We start from the raw sequence: 22,697 nt of genomic DNA, 5'->3' as shown, positions 1-22,697 counted from the left end.
TATAAATCTACTGAGTTATGTCCCAGCCTCTGGAGCATATTGCTTAGAACTTCCCTTTTTTAAGGACGAGTCCATACTTCTTCAATTCGAGGAAGTGTTTGTTGTCGATCACTTTCTTCATGAATGAAGCGTTGCGACCGAAGATTTTTTTACCCATGACGATCCCGATTCCATCGTTGTGACCAAGTGACGCCACAGTCCCCTTGCTCTCGTACGTGAATTTCGAAGTCGATTTCCCGTTGATGAGCGCGGCGATGTTTTTCGCGACGTTGTGTGCTTGTTGTGTCGCGATTTGAGCTGTCGGCGGGTATGGACGGTTCGATACCGGGTCCATGACGGCCGAGCAGTCACCGATGATGAAGACGTTGTCGTGGCCAGGGGCACGGTTGTCCGCCTCGACCATGACACGGTTACGCACCGCTTCAAAGCCAGACTTCTCGATAATCGGGCTACCGCTGACGCCACCTGTCCAAATGATCGTGTTCGCGTGAATCGTCTCTGTCGTGTCACCTTGGAGTGGTCCGAACGTGACAACGCCCGGCTCAACGCCTTTGATTCCGTTACCGAGCTTCATCTCGACACCGTTGCGCTCGAGCCATTTCTGGGCGTATGTCGTGAGGTCTGGATCGAATCCAGGAAGGACAGTCGGAGCTGCCTCGATGTTGACGATGCGGACCGCTTCGCGTGGGACGTCATACTGTTTGCAAAGTTCAGGGATTCGGTTGACGAGCTCACCGAGGAACTCGATTCCTGTGAAGCCTGCACCACCGACGACGATTGTCACGTATGAACGATCTGCCGAGTTGTTTGATTTATATTCCGAGAACGAGTACTCGATATGGTTTTTGATTTTACGCACGCTGTTGAGCGAGCTGATCGTCATCGCGTTCTCTTTGAGGCCCGGGATACCAAACGTTTCCGGAACACCGCCGAGTGCGAACACGACGTAATCAAATTCGACTGTCGAGCCGTCTGTGAGCAACACTTGCTTAGTCGTAGTATCGACGCGATCGACGATCCCTTTGACAAATTTCACTCGTGACGGGTTGACGACGTCGTTGATGTAAATACGAGCTTGCTCAGGTTTCATCGTCCCTGCCGCCGGCTCATGGAGCCATGTCGTTTGGTAGTGGTAATCATGTTTGTTGATCAGCGTGATGTTCGCATCTCCAGCTGAAAGTGTCTTCTGGAGGTTGACCGCTGTGATCAATCCACCAAAACCTGCGCCGAGAATAACAATGTTAGGTCGTTTCATGTTCATTTCCACCTTATGTTTCTTAGATTTGTTTTCTTGAACAATCATGTTGTGTGTTTTTTCACATAAATGTTCACAATAAAGCCTAAACCTTGTTCAACCAATGTTCACAATTGCTTCTATGCCATTGTACGCTCTTTGTTTCGATTTCTCAATGGAAAAGCTTATCTTCTTGAATTTTTTTTGAATCTGTTGCATGTTTGTACAGAATGGATTTAATTGACGATTGTCATTATAATAAATGTATACGTTTTGAGGAGGAATTCGATGAAATCGACGAAAGATGTGATCATCATCGGTGGCGGCCCAGTCGGGTTGTTCACCGCATTTTATGCAGGTATGCGCCAACTCGATGCGACGTTGATTGAGAGCTTGCCACAACTCGGCGGCCAATTATCAACGCTCTATCCAGAAAAATATATATACGACATCGCCGGCTTCCCAAAAGTGAAAGCCCAAGATTTGATTGACCAACTGAAAGCTCAAGCCGATCAGTTCGAACAGGACTATCGCCTCGGCGAGACGGTGGAAACGGTCGAACGCCTTGAAGACGGCACGTTCCACATCACGACGAACAAAGATGAGTACCATACGAAAGCGATTATCATCACAGCCGGGAACGGGGCATTCGCCGCACGTCCGCTCGGTCTCGATGGATGCGAAGACTATGCGAACTTACATTACTTCGTCGACAACATGGAGAAGTTCCGCGATCGCCGCGTCATGATCGCCGGCGGCGGCGACTCGGCTGTCGACTGGGCGCTCATGCTTGAAGGAATCGCCAAAGAAGTGCACATCGTCCACCGTCGTGACCGTTTCCGCGCCCACGAACATACGGTCGAGCAGATGAAAGCCTCGACAATCAACGTCTGGACGCCGTACAACATCGCGTCACTCTCAGGAGAGACGCACATCGAGTCGGTCGAATTGACGGACAAAGACGGTGCGTCGAAGTTCATCGAAGTCGACGACTTGATTTGTAACTACGGCTTCGTCTCGTCACTCGGCCCAATCAAGAACTGGGGTATGGAGTTCGAGAAGAACACGATTCGTGTCGACTCACGTATGGAGACGACGGTCGCCGGCATCTTCGCCTGCGGAGACATTGCCACATACGAAGGAAAAGTCAAACTGATCGCGACAGGCTTCGGTGAAGCCCCGATTGCCATCAACCAAGTGAAGCAGCTCGTCGATCCGACGGCGCGTCACCCACAACATTCGACCTCGGTATTTGCCGGGAAATAAGTGACTCGGCCCCTCATCGATTGATGAGAGGCCGTTTTTTCATTTGCGAATCGTTTGGATGATGACCCGGTCGATCCAATCATCAAGTTTCGTGAAAACGAAGCCCGCCTTTTTCGCCTCGGCAATCGACATGTAATAGTCGACGTCCGTGTCGTAAGGCGAAGATTCCCCGTCTTTGATGATATGAACCGGCTTGTCGAGATGCTGACCGATTCGCTCCATGAGCGCCCCCATCGAGATGATCCCCTCGCTCGCCGCATTTAACGGCCCGGTCACGTTCGCCCGGCCGACCCATTCCAAGAAAGCGGCCGCTTCAAAACTTGAGATGAAGCCCATCTTCGCCTCCGGACGATGGAGGACGATCGGCTCTTCCCGGCGAATCGCATCGACGTAAAACTTGAGGCGGTCCGTATAGTCGTCAGGACCGAGCACAATCGGGAGCCGGACGGTCGCGACCGGGAATGAGGCCCGGTTGAAGAAGTACGATTCCGCCTCCCGCTTCCCTTGACCGTAATCGTGCTCGGCATCGAGATGATAGTCGTAATGGAGCGGGTTGAAGTCACTCTCCTTCAGCTCGGCGCCGGGTGCGTACACGGACATCGTCGACGTGAGCACGTACTTCCCGACTTGGTCCATGAACGCATCGGCTGCGATTTTCGCCTGATAGGGCGTGAAACAGATGTTGTCGTACACAAGGTCGTAACGTTCCCGTGACAAGTCTTTCATCGTCGCCACCGATTGACGGTCTCCTTTGATGGAGCGGATGCCTTCCGCCTCCGGCACTTGCAGTTGCCCTCGCGTCACAATCGTCACGTCGTCTCCCGCCTCTGCCAATCGAAGCGCCAGCCGTTTACCAAAATAGCGCGATCCACCGAAAATCAGTACTTTTCTCATCCTCCCTGCCCCCTTTTCATCCTTCTGTCTCCAATATTCCCGTTCATTTCCTTGGAATAACCTACGAACAAAAAAAGGTCGCAGACGTATGTCTGCAACCTCCCCGTTCAGCAATCTCCTGGTGTCCCGGCGTTCGTCGCCGTCCGGAAACTCGAACCGCAACCGCACGTCGCGATGGCGTTCGGGTTCTTAATCGTGAATCCACCACCGAGCATCGACTGCTTATAGTCAATCTCGAGCCCGTCGACGACTCCATGGTCGGCCTCGGCGACGATGACGCGGACCCCGTGATGGTCGAACTGGACGTCCTTGTCCGTCTTTTCCTCGTCGAATCCCATCCCGTATGACAGACCGGTACACCCACCGCCTTGTACTTTGATCCGTAAATACTGTCCATCGGGGCGTTCGGTCTGTTTCATCATATCGATGACCTGAAGCGCCGCTGATTCTGTCAAATGAATCATCTGAACTCCTCCTTCATTATCTTAACCTCAAGTCAACTCGCTTGAGATTTTGTGGATTATCTTGTATAACTAAACTGTAAACAAAAAAAATTAAATCGTTCCATCTTCGGGGCAGGGTGAAATTCCCGACCGGCGGTATTGAAGACAAGTTCTTCTCAGCCCGTGAGCGAGCAAGGCGTTGCTTGCTGATTTCGTGAGATTCGAAAGCCGACAGTATAGTCTGGATGGGAGAAGATGGCGGCATCCGACCGATATTCGGATGTTTTCTTTGACGTGGTCTTTTCCGCGACGGGAAACATCTATTTCGTATGCGCGTAAACTCTCCCGATTGTTATGATGCAATCGGGTTTTTCTATGCGACGGGTGCCATTCATCAAGGAGCGACAAAAGGAGAGATTTTGATGAAAACAACGCGCAACAAACGATTGACTACACTGGTGACGTTATCGATGCTCGGGGCGATCTCATTCGTACTGATGCTCTTTAACTTCCCGCTGCCTTTCCTACCACCGTTCCTAAAAGTGGACTTCAGTGACATCCCAGCGCTCGTCGCCGGTATCGTCTTCTCGCCACTCGCAGGCGTCGTGGTCGTCGCTCTAAAAAACGTCCTTTATTATGTCTTTAACGGTGGCGGCGTTCCGGTCGGTGAACTTGCAAACTTCTTCGCAGGTGTCGCCTTCATGTATCCGGTCGCTTGGTTCTACCATAAACGTAAAACGAACAAAGCGCTCGCTTCAGGTCTTCTTGCCGGAACGATCACGATGGCGCTCAGCTTGGCAATCTTGAACTATTTAATCATCTTACCGGCATACGCGTTCTTCTTCGGGATGGCTGAGATGGCCGATCCGGCTGTGAAGACGAACCTCGTCCTTTATGGAATCTTGCCGTTCAACCTCATTAAAGCGTTGTTGATTACAGCATTGTTCGTCCCGCTCTTCATTAAATTGAAGCCGTGGATCGAACGCCAGCGCATGCAACTCCAAGCATAAGTGGAAAGCACCTAGAAATAGGTGCTTTTTTCTATGGACCCGTTATAAAGAAAAGAACCGGCACGCCAATTGGCCGAAGCTATGAGAAGTGACTGCATCTCGTCACGGACGATCAGCATGCTTACAAAAAAAGAGCGACCACCGAAGTGATCGCTCTGATTCTCTCGTATTCGATTAGAGAAGAAGTCCAGCGAGTGTCGCTGACATCAAGTTTGCAAGCGTACCTGCGAGGATTGCAAGGACACCCATCCGTGCGATGTCACCGCGACGGTTTGGCGCCATACCACCAAGACCACCGAGAAGGATTGCGAGCGACGAGATGTTGGCGAATCCACAGAGTGCGAACGCCGTCATGGCTTCCGTACGAGCCGAAAGCTCACCTGTGCCAATGATTGGTGCGAACTCAGAGAAGGCAACAAACTCGTTCAAGACAAGTTTTTGTCCTAGGAAGCTACCGAACTGAACGGCATCTGCCCAAGGAACACCAATGACGAATGCGAGTGGAGCAAACACATAACCAAGAATCAATTGAACCGTAAGGTCACCGAATCCGAACAAGCCACCGATTCCACCGAGAATCAAGTTGACGAGTGCAATCAATGAAACGAAGGCAAGAAGCATCGCACCGACGTTCAAGGCGAGGAAGAGACCGTCCGAGGCACCGCGTGCGGCCGCATCGACGAAGTTCGCTGCTTTGTTCTCTTCATCTTCCGCGATTTCGATGTTGTCATCCGGCTCATCCGTCTCAGGAACGATGATTTTCGCGAACATGAGACCTGCTGGAGCAGCCATGAAGCTCGCTGCGAGCAAGTATGAAAGCGGGACACCAAGTGCGGCGTATCCAGCAAGTACCGAACCGGCAACCGAGGCGAGACCACCGACCATGACTGCGAAGAGCTCTGATTGTGTCATCGAAGGAAGATACGGTTTGATGACGAGCGGTGCTTCTGTTTGACCGACGAAGATGTTCGCCGTCGCCGAGAGCGACTCTTTACGTGACGTGCCGAGCGCTTTCGCGAGCGCCGTCCCGAGGATCCGGATGACCCACTGCATGACGCCGATATAATAAAGAAGTGCGATAAGCGAAGACATGAAGACGATAATCGTCAAGACTTGGAATGCGAAGACGAAGTTGTCCCCGCCTACAGCTGTACCGAAGACGAAGCTAATTCCTGCGTTCGCCGTGTTCAACACGTTTTGAACCCCTTCCGAGATCCAAAGTAAGACGGCCCGCCCTGCTGAAGTGTAAAGGACGAGGAAGGCGAACAAGAACTGAATCGCGAACGCCGCTAAGACTGTGCGCCACTTGATGGCTTTACGGTTGGTTGAAAAGATGTAAGCGATTCCAATTAGTGCCAAAATACCAACCACACTCATGATTTTCATTGGTGTTGTGCTCCTTTCATATTAAGAAAAGCTATTATTTGTGTCATACCCGAAAAGAGATGTGTCCTACCGTTTGAAACGCTTTCTTTTTTTGATGTTAAACGTCAGACAACCTACATTCGAACCTCTTTGAATATAACAGACCGTTTTTAAAAAAGCAACGGGTCAAAAAGAAAAAAAGTTTGAAGAAACTCCAAACTTTTTACCATGCCATCTCTTCGATTTTTTCATATACGTTCGTCACGAGTTCTTCGGGCGTCTCTCCCGTCACGACCTCTCCATCGACGAGACAAAACAAGTCGAGCGCACAGACGCCGCAATAGCCGGTACAACCGTACTCGACGACGTCGAGGTCAGGGTCGCTTTCGAGCTTGGCGCGGGCGATTTGAGAGCCCATCGCTAAGTTCGAGGCACAGAACTCGATGATTGGATTCATCATTGCTTTCACCGTCTTTCTTTCCTATAGAATCAGGAAAATGGTTCTTCTACGGCAGATTATAACATGATACAGTTAAAGAGTAACAAAGGGGGATTTTTATGCGCAAATTAGTCGTCTTAGGGGGCGGTTACGGGGGAATGCGTGTTATCGAACGTGTGCTCAGCCATCAGCTGAATGACATCTCGATCACACTCGTCGATCGACTGCCTTATCATGGGTTAAAAACAGAGTATTATGCATTGGCCGCGGGAACGGTATCAGACCGTGACATCCGGGTCGACTTCCCGGAAGGAATCGACTACATATACGGCCAAGTGACCGACATCGACACGACAGACAAGATGGTACTCCTTGCAAGCGGGGAAAAAGTTCCGTATGACGACCTCGTCATCGGGCTTGGCTGTGAGGACAAATACCATAACGTGCCCGGTGCAGCCGAATTCACGTATAGCATCCAGACGCTTGAAGAATCACGGAAGACGCAACAGGCCATCAACGGACTGTCGCCCGGTTCTGTCGTCTCGATCGTCGGGGCCGGACTGTCGGGCGTCGAGCTCGCCAGTGAGCTCCGGGAAAGCCGTCCGGATTTGACCGTCCGTCTCTTCGACCGCGGTCCTTCCGTCTTATCGTTCTTGTCGAATCGCGTCTCGATGTACGTCCAGTCCTGGTTTGAAGAGCACGGCGTCGACGTGATCAACAACGCCAACATCACGCGTGTCGATGCGGACGGGCTATGGAATCACGACGACCTCTTCGCCTCAGACCTGATTGTCTGGACGGCCGGTATTCAACCGGTCGCCGTCGTCCGCAATCAAGGATGGGAGCTCGACGGCGGTGGCCGTGTCAAGTTGACGCCGCATCATCACGTCCCGGAAGCGCCGGACGTCTTCATCGTCGGGGATAACGCGAGCCTGCCTTACGCCCCTTCCGGTCAATTGGCAGAGGCACAGGCCGAGCAAATCGTCCAAGTGTTGCTCTGCAAATGGAAAGGCGTGGCATATCCCGACTTGCCAGCGATCAAACTCCGTGGGACGCTCGGTTCACTCGGAAAGAAAGCCGGCTTCGGCGTCTTCATGGGTAAACAATCGCTCACTGGGAAAGTAGCGCGGTTACTAAAGTCCGGCATTCTCTGGAAGCATAAAGTCATTAAGTAACGGTTCAGCTGAAGTCGCGACTTCCTTTATGGAGGTCGCGTCTTTTCATGTCTGGGACGTTTTGCGAATCTGCATGGGCGTGACAAAAGTCCTGAACCGATGTCCCCGTTTCCACATTTTTAATATTCAGAATATTGATACAATTGACATCTACATCCCAATGGAAATCCTTGTTACATTATGGACACGGCAAACAACATGCGTCGCTCGTCGCCTCATCGGACCGGCGGACGCGTCAATAACGCCTACATAACCTAAAGGGGGAACCACATTGAAGAAGAAAAAACTTTGCAGTACCGTCCTCGCCTCGCTTCTCGTCTTGTCATCTGCTCCACAAGTCGCGGATGCGTCTAGCGACAACGGGAAAGAACGTGTCATCGTCGTATTCAAGGATTCGGCCAAGAAGAACCCGCTCTCGATTCCTGGACTCGAAGTTCGTCAGCAATACGCGAACATTCCGGCCGCGGCGCTCGAAGTGCCAAAAGCTGCACTTAATGGCTTGAAGAACAACCCGAACATCGCCCACGTCGAAGTCGACCAAACGGTTCAAATCGAAAACCAGACACAAGACTGGGGCATTCCAAAGCTAAAAGCGCCGGCCGCTTGGCAAAGTGGATTCACCGGGAAAGGCGTCAAAATCTCCGTCGTCGATACCGGCATCTCGGCACACCCTGACTTAACGATCTCGGGCGGTGCCTCGTTCAGTAGCGTGACAAGCTCATACGCCGACGACAACGGTCACGGGACTCACGTTGCCGGAATTATCGCCGCTCGCAACAACAGCATCGGAACGGTCGGAATCGCCCACGAAGCGAGCATCTATGCCGTCAAAGCACTTGAAGCAAACGGTAGCGGTAGCTTATCGAGTATCATCGCCGGAATCGACTGGTCAATCTCGAATCAAATGGACATCATCAACTTGAGCTTAGGTACGACGAGTCACTCGTCAACACTTCAACAAGTCGTCGACCGCGCCAATAACGCCGGCATCCTCGTCGTTGCTGCTGCCGGGAACAACGGACGCGCCGACGGAACAGGCGACCTCGTCAACTACCCGGCTCGTTACAGCTCAGCCATCGCGGTCGCAGCGACGGATATCAACAACAACCGCGCCTCGTTCTCAGCGACAGGTAGCACGGTCGAAGTCGCAGCTCCAGGTGTGAACATCAACTCGACGCTTTACAATGGCGGCTACGGTCCATTGAGCGGTACATCGATGGCGACACCTTACGTCGCGGGTAACTTGGCGCTCATGAAGCAAGCGTACCCAACACTTTCAGCATCGCAACTCCGCACACGCTTGTCGCAAGACGTCATCGATCTCGGTCCGACTGGTCGCGACACGTGGTTCGGTAACGGGCTCGTTCAAGCTCCAGCTTCTGGCGGCACATCGCAACCAGTTCAAGCGCTCGCGACGACGGTCACAACGTCAAAAGCAACGTACACTGCCGGTGAACAAGTCTCGATCTCATCGACGGTTCGTGATGCGAACGGTCAAGCTGTCGCCAACGCGGACGTCCGCGTGACGGTCACACAACCGAACGGCGCGACGTTGACAGGGACAGGCAAGACGGCAGCGAACGGTTCGATCACGTTCACGCTCTCGACGACGTCTTCTTCACAAAAAGGCACGTATCAAGTGAAATCAGACGCGACGCTCTCAGGCTACACGGCCGGTTCGGCGACGACGTCATTCCAGCTCCGTTAAAAAAGAGTCGGCCGCGTCCATTGGACACGTCCGACTCTTTTTACGCTTGATCGATGGCGGCATACACTTTCCGCAACTGGACGACCCCTTCGTCCACGACTTCCCCATTCAAGAGCACGAGCGGATAAAACCACTCATCTTGTTTGAGTGCCTCAGAAAACTCATCCTCGACCGTCTCGAAATCGATATATTCGAACTCGAAATGGTGCTCTGGATACTTGCGGCCGAGTGCGCTTTGCAACCATTCGTACGTTTCAATCGAACTCGGTGCCCCGACGCAACTCGCGCACTGGACTTCAGTCCCATATACTGTGATTTTCATGGCGATTCCCCCTCTTGTTTCTTATTATACAAAACGCGTTCCCGATGCAGGGATGGAAACGCTCAGCGTTAATGATTGAGAAACAATCTCAAACTTGCTAGAATGAAAGGGAACCAGAAAGGGGTAGATACCATGGAAATGTTCGATCAAGTCCAAGAAGTACTCGATAAATTACGCCCGTTCTTGCTTCGCGACGGCGGTGACGTCGAACTCGTCGATGTAGAAGAAGGCATTGTCAAACTCCGTTTGATGGGTGCTTGCGGCAGCTGCCCGTCTTCGACCATCACATTGAAAGCCGGCATTGAGCGCGCGCTCATCGAAGAAGTGCCTGGCATCGTCGAAGTCGAACAAGTATTCTAAACAAAAAGGGAGACGTGTGTCATCCCTTTTTTTCGTGCATCCACTCATCCAAACTCTCGACCATGTAGGTCGGGAGTTTTTCTTGTTCCCGGATGAACGCCGGTCCGTGGACGCCTGAGTTGACGTGAAGCGTCCGAATCCCGCCGTTAATGCCGAACAAGATGTCCGTATGGTAGTTGTCGCCGACCATGACGACGTGTTCTTTCGAGAGCCCGATCATCTCCAAGGCGATATCGACCATGACCGGTTCCGGCTTGCCGATGAAGAACGGCTCTTTCTCTGTCGTGACCGCGAGCACGGACGTGAGCGCCCCGTTCCCCGGTAAGAAGCCGCGTTCGGTCGGGATCGCGATGTCTCCGTTCGTTGAGATGAAGCGCGCCCCGCTTCGAATCGCGAGCGCCCCCTTGGCCAGCTTCTCATACGTGATGTGACGGTCTAACCCGATCACGACGTAATCCGCTTTCGGTTCATCCGTTATTACGAAACCGCGCTCTTCAAGCGCGATGCGGAGCCCGTCTTCGCCAATCATGTAAACCGTCGCCCCCGGCGTCATCTTCTCGATATAACGTGCCGTCGCCATCGCACTCGTCAACACGTGCGCCGGGGTCACATGGACGCCCATCTTGACGAGCTTGTCCGCGACTTGGGCCGGCGTCATCGAGGCGTTGTTCGTCACGAACAAGTACGGGAACCCCGTCGCCTCAAGTCGGTTCACGAAATCGACGGCTGCTTGAATCGGGGCCGTCCCCGCATACATCGTCCCGTCTAAATCAAATAAATAGCCTTTAATCGTCTCCATCCAATCACTCGCTTTCTGGTAGAAATGCCGACACCGGCCCGAGCTCGACTTCAAGATAGCGTCGGACCTGTTCCGGGAACGCTCGGAAGTCCTCAAGTGAGGATGCGACCCAGTCATCAAACCTCGCGCTGTCGGACGTGACGAACTCGCGGACGTAGTAGGCGCGTAACGCCACCAACGATTTGGTCGCCTCCGCGGTCGTCGCATCGAGCACTCGCTCGTCGAGCAAGATGTCGACGATGTCCTCGTAACTCCCCGGATCACGCATGATGAACCCGTCAATCATCGAGTTCCCGACGTCAATGACGCCTTCCATCAAGTGGACGGCGAGCCGTTCCTTTGCCAGTTCGACCGTGAACGCGTCCCCGACGAGTCCATCGATTCGGTCGAGCATCGCTTCCATATGGGCCAATGTCGCATTGATTTTTTCTCTATTCACAAAATACATTCGAATCCCCCCTGTCCCTTATCATAATCTTTTTTGAAGAACGAGAAAAGAAACTCCCCTATTTACATCATTTCTTTTATTGTGATACACTAATCCACGGATAAACACTTTAATTAGTATGTCACATTAAATAGATATCACGTGGAGGGTACAACACTATGGAACGAGAATTAGCGTTAGAAATCGTACGGGCAACAGAAGCAGCCGCACTCGCCTCATCAAAATGGATCGGTCGCGGTCAGAAGAACGAAGCGGACGACGCCGCGACGTCGGCGATGCGAGAAGTGCTCGGCACAGTCAACATGGATGCGACGGTCGTCATCGGCGAAGGTGAACTCGACGAGGCGCCAATGCTCTACATCGGCGAGCGTCTCGGGACGACGTTCGGTCCTGAAGTCGACATCGCTGTCGATCCGCTCGAAGGGACGTCGATTGTCGCCAAAGGCCTCGGAGACGCGATGGTCGTCATCGCCGTCGCTGATAAAGGCGCCCTCCTCCACGCGCCAGATATGTATATGGACAAACTCGTCGTCGGACCGAACTTGAAAGGGAAAGTCTCGCTCGACGAACCGCTCGAATCGATCATCGAGAAGGCCGCCTTGTATAACGGAAAACGAATTGAGGAAGTGACGGTCATCATGCAGGACCGGGACCGTCATGAGCATTTGCGACAAGCGGCCATTCAGATGGGCGCCCGCGTCAAATTGTTCGAAGATGGTGACGTATCGGCTGGAATCGCTGCAGCCGTCAAATCGAACCCGATCGATATTTTCATCTCGACGGGCGGCGCACCGGAAGGCGTCATCACGGCAGCGGCCGTCAAAGCGCTCGGTGGCGATATGCAAGCTCGCCTGCACCCGATGAACGAAGAAGAGACGGCACGCGTCATCTCGATGGGGATTGAAGACCCGCTCCAATTGCTCACACTCGATGACCTTGTCAAGAGCGATGATTGCATCTTCGCCGCAACCGGTGTCACGACCGGTGAACTGCTCGACGGCGTCAAGTTCTTGACGGACGACATCGTCGAGACGACGTCGCTCGTCATGCGCTCGAAGACGAAGACGATTCGTAAAGTCGTCGCCGAGCATACGCTCTCACTCAAACCCTATTTGCAGAAGCAACCAGTGAACGTCTGATCAATCTGCTTTGAAACCTGTATGGCCTCTCCCTTTTTAAAGGGACGCCGTACAGGTTTTTTTCTGGTCGAACGCGTTTCGCTGGCAATCACCTCACAAAAAAGATGGCCCCAAAGCAAGACCGGGGCCACCTGATATGATCAGATTGATAAATCGTTTACGATATTCGTTATGAGCCTGTATCTCGGTCACCAATCCGAGTCGTTGAATCTTGCGCTGTCTGGATTTCTCCTTTACTAAGCAAGAACGCCGAGACGAGCGCCGTGATCGGAATGGCGAGCACGAGACCGATACTCCCAGCAAGCGTCCTCAGGATTTCCACACTATACAGTTCCATATGGATTAATTGACCGAAAGGATATTCATACGCATTCATCAGTAAGAGAATCGGCAAGGAGGCCCCGACATAAGCGAGAATCAACGTGTTCGCCATCGTACCCATGATGTCCCCGCCTACGTTCATTCCGGACTTGAACAGGTCTTTATACGTCGCGTGTTGATTGTTTCGTTTGATTTCCTCAAGCGATGAGGCAATCGAAATCGCGACATCCATGACGGCACCGAGCGCCCCGATGATGATCCCAGCGAGCAAGAGGCCGGATAAATCAATCGCGTTTTCTGAATCAAGCATGCCGAGCATGATTTCTTCCTCCCCATGAAAACCGGACAGTTTCATCAGACTCATGAATAGAAAAGAAATCAAAGCTGCCGCACCTAATCCGCCGACCGTTCCGGTAATCGCAGCAAGCGTTTTCCGGGAAATACCACTTACGATCACGAACGTTAGCGTCGTGACGATGGCGCCGGTAACAAGAACTAGCATTACCGGATTATACCCTTCTAACAAATATGGAATCATAAACTTGAAGAGAATAAAGACGGTCAGCCCTAACGTAATGACCGACTTAAGACCTTTCATTTTCCCAAAGAGGAGTAACAGCGCGATGAATAACCCACCTAGAAGGTAGGTCGGCACATCCCTCGTGTAACCGATTGGGTAAGCGCGCGTGATTTCACCATTTTCGATTTGAAGTCCGACGGTAATGCGGTCCCCTTCCTTAAACCAAAAATTGCTGTTCGCAAAATACGTGTCGACATAATTGAAGCCTTCAATCTCGATTTCCTGGCCTTTGTACTCACCAGATAAGATCTCGACATTTAATAGCTGAAACTCTCGTTCCTCTTGTGTTATTTCCTCTATTTCTGTCCTCTCTTCAACGACTTCAAGGACGCGGGCAGTTGTATTGACGGTATCTGGCATCTCATACATCATTTCCTCTTCGCCTGGGTTCATCGGTGGTGGCGTGTAGCTTGCGAAGACAGAAGACGGAATCAGTAGAAGCGCAAAAATCATGAGGGTGACGAATCTAAACATGTTATTTCTTTCTCCTTTTTGTGCAATCAATATGACAACAATGAAAATATATTATAGCAAAGGAGTATGTTGATTCATCTCATATCTTCATTTTTATATTGAACTGTAATATAAAAGGATCGGTTGTCTATTGATGCCACGTTAACGGATACGAATGGTATACGAGGATTCACCATTACAAAAAACGACCGTCCCTCGATTCGAGGGTCAGTCGCTTTCATCAAACGATTTAGAATCCAGTCGGGCCATCCGTCGAATGGTTCGTCATGAATTGTGATTCCGGGTGTTGCTCTTGTTGAATCGACTCGTAGAACGTTGCGTACGCCGTCGAGAAGTACGGATAGATGAACAAGAATCCGATTCCGAGCGTCAAAATACCGACGAAGAACCAACCGATGAACGACAAGACGAGTTTGAACGCTTCCATCTTGTGTCCATCCATCAAACGGCGCGACTCTGTGATTGCTTCGAGCGCAGACAGTTCCGGCTGATCACGCAACAAGTAATACGTGAGCGAGTAAGAGAACGATTTGATGATCCCTGGAACCACTAGTAACAAGGACCAAAGGAAAATGAAGATTCCCATCAAGATCGGTGCGAGAACGTGTTTCACGTAACTGTTACGAAACGGTGCGAACAATGTTGAGATGACGGGATTATTCCCGCGTGATACGTCTTGCGCAATCCACGACCAGCCGATTGAAAGCGGCGCAATCAATAGCGATAAGACGAGCGAGACAAACGTGAGAATCGTCTCATTCGTCGTCGGCACCGTATCCGGGTCGACCGGGGGCGAAACGAATTGTGGAATGGCGTTCAGCGCCGTAAACACAATTAAAATTCCGGCAAGAAGCCACCATTTCCCTGCCAACATGTCACGTGCGTGTTTTTTCCATTGAGCTGTCATATCATCCATCCTTTATTATAGTCTTTCCTTAGTGTACGTGAAACAAATGAAAAAGTTTCATGAAAATACGAAAAAAGGGAAAAAGGTTTTCCCTTCTCCCTTTCAGTACATCACATTGCCTAAGAAAAATTGCGACATCGATAAAATCAATAAGAGCACTCCGATTGCAACCGCAGCAAGTGAGGTTGCTTTAAACAAACGCGTTCTTAAAAATGCATGTCGATATTCGAAGCGACGGATGAACAAGACGTGCGTTACTTCAAATAATAAAACCGCGGCGGTAAAATAAAAGGTCATGATGCTTCCAAGTCCGAAAAACAACATCGTCAACAGCCCTAACCCTAAATTGTGAATCCGGTTATGGACGTCGTCACGATCGCCGACGGTCGTCATTTGTGCGTGTTCCATCCACTCACCTCTTCCGTACCTTCAAAACGCTAAACAACATCTTATGAATAAGGTATCACAATCTTCAGGTGTCTAAACCTATCACAGCGTCTTTTCACGTAAACGAAACATTTTGGAAAAAAGTTGTAACAAAAAAGCGCTGATGTCATCAGCGCGTCATGTTTCAGAAGCATCTTCTTCTGCCTTCTTGAATTTCCGCTTCAATTTGAGCGGTTGTTTCGTCCCTCCAAAGACAGGACCGTCTTCCGACTCGTCAATCTCCGTCTCTTTTTTTAAGACGAAGAACGGACAACCGAAGTTACAGTACTCATACACGTAATCCATCATATGGTCGATTCGATTATCGTACGTGGCAAACTTCGATTTGGCCTCATAAAAACCTTTCAATCGAAGTTGACCATGTCCCCAATCCCCGACGATATAATCGTATTTATCGAGCACATCGCTATAACGCGCGATGAACGCCTCCTCGTCAAATCCGTCTCGCTTCTCTTCGATGACGGTATAGCCGTGGCGATTCACTCTAATCATGACTCACACCTCCACATTCTTATCATATCATGCGCGCTCCATTGCCGCCTCACCCTTTTCGCAGGACGTGGTGACGCTTAATCGTCTCATGCAACACGTCCCGTAACAGTTCCGGCATGAAGTAACGCTTTCGTTGCTCGGCCAAATACGGCAGGAGCGGTCCGAACGTGAACATGTCGACCGTTGCGATGCGATACGTGCGCGCCGCTTCAATCAGTTTACCGGAAATCGTCCACCGTCCGCCCGTCGACTCAATGTTATGGAGCGTTGGCAGCCCGAGCACGGTCCCGCGAAATCCGAGACCACGGACGTGCATGGAAGTGAACGCCTCTTCATGTACGTCCTCTAAAAAGCGGATGAGCGTCGTCCCGTCGAGCGTCAGCACACACGGGTTGATCGGGTGCGGACAAATCCGATGTAGCATATCGAGCGTCACATCGCCCGGCGGTAACCGGTCGAGCAATACACCGGACGGGATGACGCCAGCCTCGGCATCACACCATTCCGTCAGCCCGTCCGCCAACAGCTCGGCGATTGGAGATGGACCAAACCAATCCGACGCATAACCTGGCGTCACGGCGACGGTCACGTCCAATAATCGTTGCGCTTCTACGTATTCCTGTCGTAGCGTCTGCTCTGTCGGTCCATCGAACGGGCGGTCGGATAGATCGTGTAGGGTAGCCCGCTTCGCTATGACGCGCCCCGAGTCAACCGTCAATGTCACTTCCCCGACGTACTTGCCAAATTTCCCGGCCTGGGCGATTAAGACGCCGTTCTTCACGACACCGTCATCGAGCACGTGGTGCGTATGCGCCCCTAAAATGACGTCGAGTTGCGGGAACGCCGTGGCGAGCCGTTCATCGGCATAGAAACCGAGATGGCTCAACGCGACGATGATATCGCAGTCCGCGAGCAACTCGAGCGAGCGGGCGGTCGCCTCGTGCGGCGACTCGACTTGCCAGCCGAGTTCGGGATATAGCTCCTCATATGGCGCCGTCACCCCGAACAGGCCGATTCGCATACCGGCCCGTTCTAAGACGAGGGTTTCCGTCACCCAATCCGGACGTGTCCCGTCTTGATGGTATACGTTCGAAAGAAGTACCGGGAACGTCGCATCCTCATACAAGGCGTCGAGCCAATCGTGCGGGAACGTGATGCCTTCGTTATTGCCGATCGTCACCGCTGTCGGTTCGATTTCGTTGAGCAGTCGGACGTTGGCACGCCCTTTCGTCACTTCCGTCGCCGGGTTCGTCCGGTCGGCGTGGTCCCCGAGATCAAAGACGAGCGTTTCGGCCTGACGGCGTTCAGTTAGAAACGAGACGAGTTGTGGCCACGTCTGAAATTTTGAGTGTAAATCGTTGTAATGAAACATCGTAATCGTGTCCATGGCCGCCCCTCTCTTTTTAAAACAGACTGATTTGGCTCGGCGCGAGCTCATACTCGGTACCGAGTATCTCAATCAAACGTTTGGCGTTTGGCACAGCATCGCCGGCCGAGTTGTTGTTGAAATAGACGTACACATCGTCCGCAGCCTCATCGACTTTTTTAAGCGCATCCGCCAACTGTTGTAGCTCTTCTTCGCTATAGCGATACAAACAACGGACGTGACGCCATTCCTGGCTCGTCATTCCCGGTTTTCGGAGCCAACCCGCAGTGTTTCGTCCATGCAAACGGACGACAGCGACCGATGGATGGGTCACGACCGGGACGAACGGGATACTGCTCTCTTTCGTCTGCGGCTCGTCGCAAATCGTGTTGATGAACCGTTGCTCGGTCAAGAAGGCGAGCGTCCGGTCCCGGAACGCCTCAGAGAACCAGGTCGGGTTGCGAAACTCGATGGCGACCTCATAGTCGGCGAGCTCTGCGCGAATCGTCCGCAAGTAGTCGAGATGGGGTTTCGAGACGTCGAACCAAGGTGGGAGTTGGACGAGCACCGCCCGTAACTTCCCTGCCTGCTTCAGAGGCTCGACCGAGGTCCGGTATCGCTCGAAGACTTCCTTCAGTGGAAGTTTCGGTTCTCGGTCATGCCCGCTCATTTCCCTGGAAACTTTGACGACGAATTGGAACGTATCCGGTGTCTCATGGTTCCATTTCTCATAGTTTTTGACCGGTTGGATCGCATAGAACGAGGAGTCGACTTCCACGGTCGGAAAGTGCCCCGCATATGTCGATAGTTTATGTTTTCGCTCTTCCGGGTTCGTGTAGAGGAGATCGTGGTCTCCCCACCCGGTCACACCGACATAAATCATCTTGTCTCCCTCCTTCTCTTATTGTTCGAACGTGGCGACTTGCTTTCGTCTCGTCCAATTCAGCGTCCCGCCGAACGTGATGAGTAGCAAGACGAGTCCCATGATGAATGGATAACGCATATCGATGTCGAATGCGATTCCAGCGAGCGTCGGGCCGACGATGTTCCCGATACTCATATAGGCGTTGTTCATCCCCATCGCAAATCCTTGTTCTTTATCGGCCATCTTCGACACGAGCGTGTTGAGCACCGGACGGAGGATGGATGTCGACAAGAAGATGATGAGCGTAACAGCGAAAAAGATGGCATAAGATCCCGCGAATAGTGAGAACAAGAAGCCGAGCGCCGCGAGCAAGATGAAGATGAGCACGACTTTGATTTCCCCGAACAACGACACGAGCCGATCGACGGCGAACAGTTGCACGATGACGCTGACGATACCCGTCCCCGTGATCATGACCGCAATCTGTTGCGGTGTCGCGCTGAACGTCTCGCTCACGAACAAGCCGAGCACGGATTCATAGGCCATGAGCCCGAACGCCATGACCAAGTTGATGACGAGGACGAAGAAATAAGGTTTCCTCGTTGAAGAAATCAGCTGGCGCGGCAGCGATTCGGTGTCGGACGTGACTGGTACGATTTCTCGGTCCGGTTCTTTCAATAGAATGATGGACGAGATGACGGCGACGAATGAGACGATTGCCGACAAGAGCAGCGGCGCTTTCAATCCGAACTCGGCAAAGAAGCCGCCGATTCCTGGTCCGATGACAATCCCGAGCGACATTGCCGCGGAAATATAACTGTTCCCTTTCGCCCGTTGCTTGAGCGTTGTGATATCCGCGACGTAGGCAAAGATGGCCGGGATGAGAAGTGCTGCCCCGACACCCCCGATTGCCCGAGAAATAAGTAAGACGGTCAAGTTATCAGATAAGTAAAAGACACCCATCGAAATCGTGAAGCCGATCAATCCGGCGATAATCATCGGACGCCGGCCGTACACATCGGCCCACTTCCCGGCTACCGGCGACATGAGCAGCTGCGCACCGGCAAAGACGGAAATCATCAGCCCGGCGGCCGTCCCGCCTTCGCCGATCATCTTCAAATAGTCAGGGATGATCGGAATGATGATTCCGAAACCTGCGACGGCGATGAACATGTTGAGCATGAGAATCGCCAATTGTTTATTTTGTTTTTTAGTCAACGTTTGTCACTTCCTTTTCACCTATTCATTTTACTTGTTCAGGATTGGAATGAGCAAACGATAAGACAGCAAAAACCCATCCTTGACCAGAGGATGGGTTCGACTCAATTATGAGATGCGTGATTGGACGAGTCGCTCACGCGATTGTCGTTTCGGAAGAAACAACGTGATTACGTAGACGATTAACGTCGGAACTGCCCAGGCGAGCCCGATCTCAGCCATTGGCAAGTTCGTGATCCAAGCCGTCACAGCTGACGGCTGTAAACCATGCGCCGTCTCGAAAAGCGAGAGCACGAGCGCCGTGTATACGGTCGCTTTCATTGCAACATGAGGGTTGCGTTGGATGCGCTCTGTGATGGATACGAGGACGAGCGCGATCATGACCGGATACAAGAGTGTAAGAAGCGGTACTGCGATTTGAATCAATGTTCCGAGTCCGACGAGCGAGATCAAGTAACCGAAGAGCGTCGTCGCGATAACGACTTGATAGTACTTGAGTGACTCGAACGTGTTGCTGATGAAGCGCGAGAACTCAGAGATGAGTCCGACGGCCGTCGTCAAACAAGCGAGGAAGACGGCTGCACCGAGCGCGAGCATCCCGATTTGACCGAACGATGATCCAGCGAACGTTTGAAGCAACGTCGCACCATCTGTCGCACCTGTGACGCCCGCCATGTTCGCACCGATTGAACCGAGTGAGATATAGACGAGCATCAAGCACGTGACGGCAAGAATCCCTGACGTCTTAAGAAGCGATGACGCCTCTTTTTGGTCAGACATCCCGTTCGCTTTAAGCGTGACAAGAACGATTGCCCCGAAGACGAGAGCGCCGAAGACGTCCATCGTCAAGTAGCCTTGTTTGAAGCCTTCACCGAGCGCTCCAACCCACGTCTCGTATCCTGCTGCCGGTGCTGACGGCGTCCCGAGTGGAGCCACGAGGTTCGTGATTCCGATGGCCGCAAGCAAGAGCAGGAGGATCGGCGTGATGATACGACCGATGATTTCAATCAACTTCTGAGCGCGGAGCGTCAAGAAGAAGGTCAATCCGAAGAAGACAGTTGAGCTGAGGGCGAGCGTGAGCGTCGATGGTGCACTTAGGAACGGCGCAAGTCCCATCTCATACGTGACGGCTGCCGTCCGTGGAATCCCGAAGAACGGTCCGATTGCCACGTACATTAGTCCCGTCAAAAGGAGCGCCAGACGCTTCGGAATGTACCGAGCGATTTGATCCGAGCCTCCACCGACTCGCGCAACCGCGAACAGTGCCAGAAGCGGGAGGCCGACGCCAGTAATGACGAAGCCAATCATGGCTGGGACGAGGTTCTCGCCCGCCATCGCACCTAGCATCGGTGGGAACAGTAAGTTCCCGGCCCCGAAGAATAACGCGAAAATCGTAAACGCTAACGGGAATAATGTCGATTTTTTCATACAACTACCTCCACATACATTGTAATACCTTCCGTGTAAACATTCGTGCTAAATGACTAAATTTTCTGACAAATAAGCGCTTGGTCTATTTCATTATACACACTTTACTTTTTTTGACCACCCTATCCGTAAAAAAGATGTTTATTTTTTGGGAAAGTGGATTTTTCATCACAAAAAGCTCCCTCGTTTGATAGAGTGAGCCCAATTGTCAAGCCGATTTATTGGAATTTGTTGCACAATTGGTCAATAACGGATATCAAATTTACGATGACCTGCTTCCATCACTTCGGTCTCATCGATCCGTTCGACCCCGACGAAACGATTTCCATCTCGGAGTGCCTGTTTGAACGATTCATACTGGTTTTCCTCCGCCTCCGCATGAATCTCGACTGTCCCGTCACTCAAGTTGCGGACCCAACCCTTCACTTTATAGGCAAGCGCCGTCGATTGGGTAAAGTAACGGAACCCGACACCTTGGACGCGCCCGGATACGATGAGACGTTTCGCAATCGTCATATAAGTTCTCCTCCTTTTATTCAAGCATTCAGGTTTAATCGCAAGTGAGATAGGAAACAATATATAAGTAAAATAATGGAACAGGAGTGATTCGGTGAATGTACTAATTAACAGCGTGACCACATTTTCAGATTGGCTTTGGGGTGTCCCCATCATCTCATTGCTCGTCCTATCTGGCATCTTCTTAACGATTAAACTAGGCTTTTTCCAATTTCGATACCCGTTGTACATAGTGAAGCAAACGTTCGGCAGTGTCTTTAAAAAACCGAAAGGAGAAGGCGACATCAGCCCAAGGCAGGCGCTTACGTCCGCATTGTCCTCTACAGTCGGTGCCGCGAACATCATCGGTGTGCCTGCAGCGATCATGTTCGGGGGACCGGGTGCCATCTTCTGGATGTGGGTCATCGCCATCGTCGGCATGGCCATCAAATTCTCCGAGAGCGTGCTCGCCGTCCGGTATCGTGAGAAGAACGAAGCCGGTGAGTTCGTCGGCGGACCCGTCTATTACATGGCGAAAGGGTTGAAGATGAAGTGGCTCGCCTCTTGGTTCGCGTTCGCGCTCATGATTGAACTCATCCCGAGCATCATGGTGCAAGGCAACGCCGTCAGTTCAGCCGTGCGCGAGACGTTTGATGGGAATACGCTCATCACCGGCCTCGTCGTCGCCGCCCTTGTCGGTGTCATCGTCTTCGGTGGTTTGAAACGAATTGCAAAAGTGACAGAAGTCGTTGTACCTGTCATGGCACTCGTCTACGTCGGTGCCGGACTTATCATCGTCTTGATGAACATCAGTCAAATCCCTGAAGTGGTCGGACTCATCTTCTCGTATGCGTTCCAACCGATGGCCGCACTCGGTGGCTTCGCCGGGGCCGCTGTCGCCGAGACGATTCGTTGGGGCTTCGCCCGTGGTCTCTACTCGAACGAAGCCGGGCTCGGTACGGCGCCGATCGCTCACGCCGCCGCGCAAACCGACCATCCGGTACGTCAAGGGTTCTGGGCCGTCATCGGAATCGTCATCGACACGCTCATCATCTGTAGCACGACGGCGTTCGTCGTCTTGTCGTCCGGTGTCTGGACACGTGACGGGGCCATGAGTGACCCGGCCGCCTTGACGACGATCGCGTTCCGTGAATATTTCGGCTATACAGGTGGACTGCTCGTCACCATCTCACTCATCTTCTTCGTCTTATCGACGATTATCGTCATCATCTTTTACGGTTCGCGTCAAGCCGAGTACTTGTTCGGTTTGAAGGCCGGGTTCTTCATGAAAATCGTCTACATCGCATCCATCGTCATCGGGGCGATCGGCGGAGCCCAAATGATTTGGAACTTCCTCGATTTGATGCTCGCGATGATCCTCATCCCGAACATGATTGCCGTCTTGCTCTTGAGCGGTGAAGTGAAGCGACTGACGACCGAGTTCTTTACGTCAGAGAAGTATTACAAAAAAGATGTCGCCGAAGAGAAGGCGTCCTAATGCG

The 22,697-nt window shown here is 52.1% G+C and carries 24 protein-coding genes and 1 riboswitch; of the genes, 7 read left to right on the top strand and 17 right to left on the bottom strand.

Features of this window, described 5'->3' with window-relative positions; all coding sequences use genetic code 11:
• Nucleotides 1-43 precede the first annotated feature (43 nt).
• Nucleotides 44-1,255 (bottom strand): NAD(P)/FAD-dependent oxidoreductase, encoded by a 1,212-nt coding sequence (locus RT52_RS10860; protein WP_034817278.1) that lies wholly within the window; start codon nt 1,253-1,255, stop codon nt 44-46.
• A gap of 267 nt (nt 1,256-1,522) precedes the next feature.
• On the opposite strand from RT52_RS10860, the gene RT52_RS10855 reads away from it, so the two are divergent.
• The gene (locus RT52_RS10855; RefSeq protein ID WP_034817276.1) at nt 1,523-2,500 is read left to right on the top strand and encodes an NAD(P)/FAD-dependent oxidoreductase; all 978 of its coding nucleotides are present in this window, start codon (nt 1,523-1,525) and stop codon (nt 2,498-2,500) included.
• A 39-nt stretch (nt 2,501-2,539) separates the two neighbouring features.
• Here RT52_RS10855 and RT52_RS10850 read toward each other — a convergent pair whose 3' ends face one another.
• Nucleotides 2,540-3,394, bottom strand: coding sequence for an NAD-dependent epimerase/dehydratase family protein (locus tag RT52_RS10850; RefSeq protein ID WP_034817274.1), 855 nt, complete (start codon nt 3,392-3,394; stop codon nt 2,540-2,542).
• Nucleotides 3,395-3,501: 107 nt separating this feature from the next.
• A complete protein-coding gene (locus RT52_RS10845) occupies nt 3,502-3,858 on the bottom strand; it encodes a HesB/IscA family protein (protein WP_034804156.1) in 357 nt (118 codons plus the stop codon).
• 98 nt (nt 3,859-3,956) lie between these two features.
• Nucleotides 3,957-4,098, top strand: a riboswitch (FMN riboswitch).
• Between the two features lie 161 nt (nt 4,099-4,259).
• Between RT52_RS10845 and RT52_RS10840 the strand changes: the two genes are divergently transcribed.
• Nucleotides 4,260-4,847, top strand: coding sequence for an ECF transporter S component (locus RT52_RS10840; protein WP_034804154.1), 588 nt, complete (start codon nt 4,260-4,262; stop codon nt 4,845-4,847).
• A gap of 174 nt (nt 4,848-5,021) precedes the next feature.
• Here RT52_RS10840 and RT52_RS10835 read toward each other — a convergent pair whose 3' ends face one another.
• Both RT52_RS10835 and RT52_RS10830 read right to left on the bottom strand, forming a co-directional pair.
• Nucleotides 5,022-6,233, bottom strand: coding sequence for a NupC/NupG family nucleoside CNT transporter (locus tag RT52_RS10835; RefSeq protein WP_034817272.1), 1,212 nt, complete (start codon nt 6,231-6,233; stop codon nt 5,022-5,024).
• A 202-nt stretch (nt 6,234-6,435) separates the two neighbouring features.
• On the bottom strand, nt 6,436-6,672 hold the full coding sequence (locus tag RT52_RS10830; protein ID WP_034804163.1) for a YuzB family protein: 237 nt from the start codon (nt 6,670-6,672) through the stop codon (nt 6,436-6,438).
• 98 nt (nt 6,673-6,770) lie between these two features.
• Between RT52_RS10830 and RT52_RS10825 the strand changes: the two genes are divergently transcribed.
• Nucleotides 6,771-7,826, top strand: coding sequence for an NAD(P)/FAD-dependent oxidoreductase (locus RT52_RS10825; protein WP_034817270.1), 1,056 nt, complete (start codon nt 6,771-6,773; stop codon nt 7,824-7,826).
• A 271-nt stretch (nt 7,827-8,097) separates the two neighbouring features.
• Nucleotides 8,098-9,534: a S8 family serine peptidase gene (locus RT52_RS10820; protein WP_034817268.1), complete on the top strand. Its 1,437-nt coding sequence runs from the start codon at nt 8,098-8,100 to the stop codon at nt 9,532-9,534.
• A gap of 40 nt (nt 9,535-9,574) precedes the next feature.
• Here RT52_RS10820 and RT52_RS10815 read toward each other — a convergent pair whose 3' ends face one another.
• Complete coding sequence (locus RT52_RS10815; protein ID WP_034817266.1) at nt 9,575-9,856, bottom strand: DUF1462 family protein; 282 nt, start codon at nt 9,854-9,856, stop codon at nt 9,575-9,577.
• Between the two features lie 102 nt (nt 9,857-9,958).
• On the opposite strand from RT52_RS10815, the gene RT52_RS10810 reads away from it, so the two are divergent.
• The gene (locus RT52_RS10810; protein ID WP_232819607.1) at nt 9,959-10,216 is read left to right on the top strand and encodes a NifU family protein; all 258 of its coding nucleotides are present in this window, start codon (nt 9,959-9,961) and stop codon (nt 10,214-10,216) included.
• Between the two features lie 19 nt (nt 10,217-10,235).
• On the opposite strand, the gene RT52_RS10805 is transcribed toward RT52_RS10810, so the two are convergent.
• Nucleotides 10,236-11,015, bottom strand: coding sequence for a TIGR01457 family HAD-type hydrolase (locus tag RT52_RS10805; protein WP_034817264.1), 780 nt, complete (start codon nt 11,013-11,015; stop codon nt 10,236-10,238).
• A gap of 4 nt (nt 11,016-11,019) precedes the next feature.
• The gene (locus tag RT52_RS10800; RefSeq protein WP_034817262.1) at nt 11,020-11,463 is read right to left on the bottom strand and encodes a DUF86 domain-containing protein; all 444 of its coding nucleotides are present in this window, start codon (nt 11,461-11,463) and stop codon (nt 11,020-11,022) included.
• 158 nt (nt 11,464-11,621) lie between these two features.
• Between RT52_RS10800 and glpX the strand changes: the two genes are divergently transcribed.
• Complete coding sequence (gene glpX, locus RT52_RS10795; protein ID WP_034817260.1) at nt 11,622-12,602, top strand: class II fructose-bisphosphatase; 981 nt, start codon at nt 11,622-11,624, stop codon at nt 12,600-12,602.
• A gap of 169 nt (nt 12,603-12,771) precedes the next feature.
• Here glpX and RT52_RS10790 read toward each other — a convergent pair whose 3' ends face one another.
• The 9 genes from RT52_RS10790 to RT52_RS10750 form a co-directional block, all read right to left on the bottom strand.
• Nucleotides 12,772-13,977 carry a YibE/F family protein gene (locus tag RT52_RS10790; protein WP_051690345.1) on the bottom strand — a complete coding sequence of 402 codons (1,206 nt, stop codon included), beginning with the start codon at nt 13,975-13,977 and terminating at the stop codon, nt 12,772-12,774.
• Nucleotides 13,978-14,206: 229 nt separating this feature from the next.
• Nucleotides 14,207-14,884, bottom strand: coding sequence for a DUF975 family protein (locus RT52_RS10785; RefSeq protein ID WP_081852697.1), 678 nt, complete (start codon nt 14,882-14,884; stop codon nt 14,207-14,209).
• A 102-nt stretch (nt 14,885-14,986) separates the two neighbouring features.
• On the bottom strand, nt 14,987-15,292 hold the full coding sequence (locus RT52_RS10780) for a hypothetical protein (RefSeq protein WP_034804131.1): 306 nt from the start codon (nt 15,290-15,292) through the stop codon (nt 14,987-14,989).
• 156 nt (nt 15,293-15,448) lie between these two features.
• Nucleotides 15,449-15,823 (bottom strand): YutD family protein, encoded by a 375-nt coding sequence (locus RT52_RS10775; RefSeq protein ID WP_034817257.1) that lies wholly within the window; start codon nt 15,821-15,823, stop codon nt 15,449-15,451.
• A gap of 49 nt (nt 15,824-15,872) precedes the next feature.
• The gene (locus tag RT52_RS10770) at nt 15,873-17,210 is read right to left on the bottom strand and encodes a bifunctional metallophosphatase/5'-nucleotidase (protein ID WP_034817255.1); all 1,338 of its coding nucleotides are present in this window, start codon (nt 17,208-17,210) and stop codon (nt 15,873-15,875) included.
• 16 nt (nt 17,211-17,226) lie between these two features.
• Nucleotides 17,227-18,072, bottom strand: a complete 846-nt coding sequence (locus RT52_RS10765; protein ID WP_034817252.1) for a DUF72 domain-containing protein — start codon at nt 18,070-18,072, stop codon at nt 17,227-17,229.
• Between the two features lie 18 nt (nt 18,073-18,090).
• Complete coding sequence (locus tag RT52_RS10760; RefSeq protein WP_034804121.1) at nt 18,091-19,272, bottom strand: MFS transporter; 1,182 nt, start codon at nt 19,270-19,272, stop codon at nt 18,091-18,093.
• 108 nt (nt 19,273-19,380) lie between these two features.
• Nucleotides 19,381-20,700 (bottom strand): branched-chain amino acid transport system II carrier protein, encoded by a 1,320-nt coding sequence (gene brnQ / locus RT52_RS10755; protein WP_034817250.1) that lies wholly within the window; start codon nt 20,698-20,700, stop codon nt 19,381-19,383.
• A gap of 243 nt (nt 20,701-20,943) precedes the next feature.
• Nucleotides 20,944-21,216 (bottom strand): acylphosphatase, encoded by a 273-nt coding sequence (locus RT52_RS10750; protein ID WP_034817247.1) that lies wholly within the window; start codon nt 21,214-21,216, stop codon nt 20,944-20,946.
• A gap of 94 nt (nt 21,217-21,310) precedes the next feature.
• Here RT52_RS10750 and RT52_RS10745 point away from each other — a divergent pair, with 94 nt between their 5' ends.
• Nucleotides 21,311-22,693: an alanine/glycine:cation symporter family protein gene (locus tag RT52_RS10745; protein WP_034817246.1), complete on the top strand. Its 1,383-nt coding sequence runs from the start codon at nt 21,311-21,313 to the stop codon at nt 22,691-22,693.
• The last annotated feature ends 4 nt before the right edge of the window (nt 22,694-22,697 follow it).

The organism is Exiguobacterium alkaliphilum 12/1 (genome assembly GCF_000714435.1).
In the GTDB taxonomy this organism is placed as follows: Bacteria; Bacillota; Bacilli; order Exiguobacteriales; family Exiguobacteriaceae; genus Exiguobacterium; species Exiguobacterium alkaliphilum.
The sequence above is the reverse complement of the archived record's forward strand: the minus strand, read 5'-3'. Positions and strand labels throughout refer to the sequence as shown.

Coding starts and splice junctions, on each gene's coding strand:
- RT52_RS10860 (WP_034817278.1), bottom strand. CDS start 1,255: ATGAAACGACCTAACATTGTTATTCTCGGCGCAGGTTTTGGTGGATTG.
- RT52_RS10855 (WP_034817276.1), top strand. CDS start 1,523: ATGAAATCGACGAAAGATGTGATCATCATCGGTGGCGGCCCAGTCGGG.
- RT52_RS10850 (WP_034817274.1), bottom strand. CDS start 3,394: ATGAGAAAAGTACTGATTTTCGGTGGATCGCGCTATTTTGGTAAACGG.
- RT52_RS10845 (WP_034804156.1), bottom strand. CDS start 3,858: ATGATTCATTTGACAGAATCAGCGGCGCTTCAGGTCATCGATATGATG.
- RT52_RS10840 (WP_034804154.1), top strand. CDS start 4,260: ATGAAAACAACGCGCAACAAACGATTGACTACACTGGTGACGTTATCG.
- RT52_RS10835 (WP_034817272.1), bottom strand. CDS start 6,233: ATGAAAATCATGAGTGTGGTTGGTATTTTGGCACTAATTGGAATCGCT.
- RT52_RS10830 (WP_034804163.1), bottom strand. CDS start 6,672: ATGATGAATCCAATCATCGAGTTCTGTGCCTCGAACTTAGCGATGGGC.
- RT52_RS10825 (WP_034817270.1), top strand. CDS start 6,771: ATGCGCAAATTAGTCGTCTTAGGGGGCGGTTACGGGGGAATGCGTGTT.
- RT52_RS10815 (WP_034817266.1), bottom strand. CDS start 9,856: ATGAAAATCACAGTATATGGGACTGAAGTCCAGTGCGCGAGTTGCGTC.
- RT52_RS10810 (WP_232819607.1), top strand. CDS start 9,959: ATGAAAGGGAACCAGAAAGGGGTAGATACCATGGAAATGTTCGATCAA.
- RT52_RS10805 (WP_034817264.1), bottom strand. CDS start 11,015: ATGGAGACGATTAAAGGCTATTTATTTGATTTAGACGGGACGATGTAT.
- RT52_RS10800 (WP_034817262.1), bottom strand. CDS start 11,463: ATGTATTTTGTGAATAGAGAAAAAATCAATGCGACATTGGCCCATATG.
- glpX (WP_034817260.1), top strand. CDS start 11,622: ATGGAACGAGAATTAGCGTTAGAAATCGTACGGGCAACAGAAGCAGCC.
- RT52_RS10790 (WP_051690345.1), bottom strand. CDS start 13,977: ATGTTTAGATTCGTCACCCTCATGATTTTTGCGCTTCTACTGATTCCG.
- RT52_RS10785 (WP_081852697.1), bottom strand. CDS start 14,884: ATGACAGCTCAATGGAAAAAACACGCACGTGACATGTTGGCAGGGAAA.
- RT52_RS10780 (WP_034804131.1), bottom strand. CDS start 15,292: ATGGAACACGCACAAATGACGACCGTCGGCGATCGTGACGACGTCCAT.
- RT52_RS10775 (WP_034817257.1), bottom strand. CDS start 15,823: ATGATTAGAGTGAATCGCCACGGCTATACCGTCATCGAAGAGAAGCGA.
- RT52_RS10770 (WP_034817255.1), bottom strand. CDS start 17,210: ATGGACACGATTACGATGTTTCATTACAACGATTTACACTCAAAATTT.
- RT52_RS10765 (WP_034817252.1), bottom strand. CDS start 18,072: ATGATTTATGTCGGTGTGACCGGGTGGGGAGACCACGATCTCCTCTAC.
- brnQ (WP_034817250.1), bottom strand. CDS start 20,700: ATGAAAAAATCGACATTATTCCCGTTAGCGTTTACGATTTTCGCGTTA.
- RT52_RS10750 (WP_034817247.1), bottom strand. CDS start 21,216: ATGACGATTGCGAAACGTCTCATCGTATCCGGGCGCGTCCAAGGTGTC.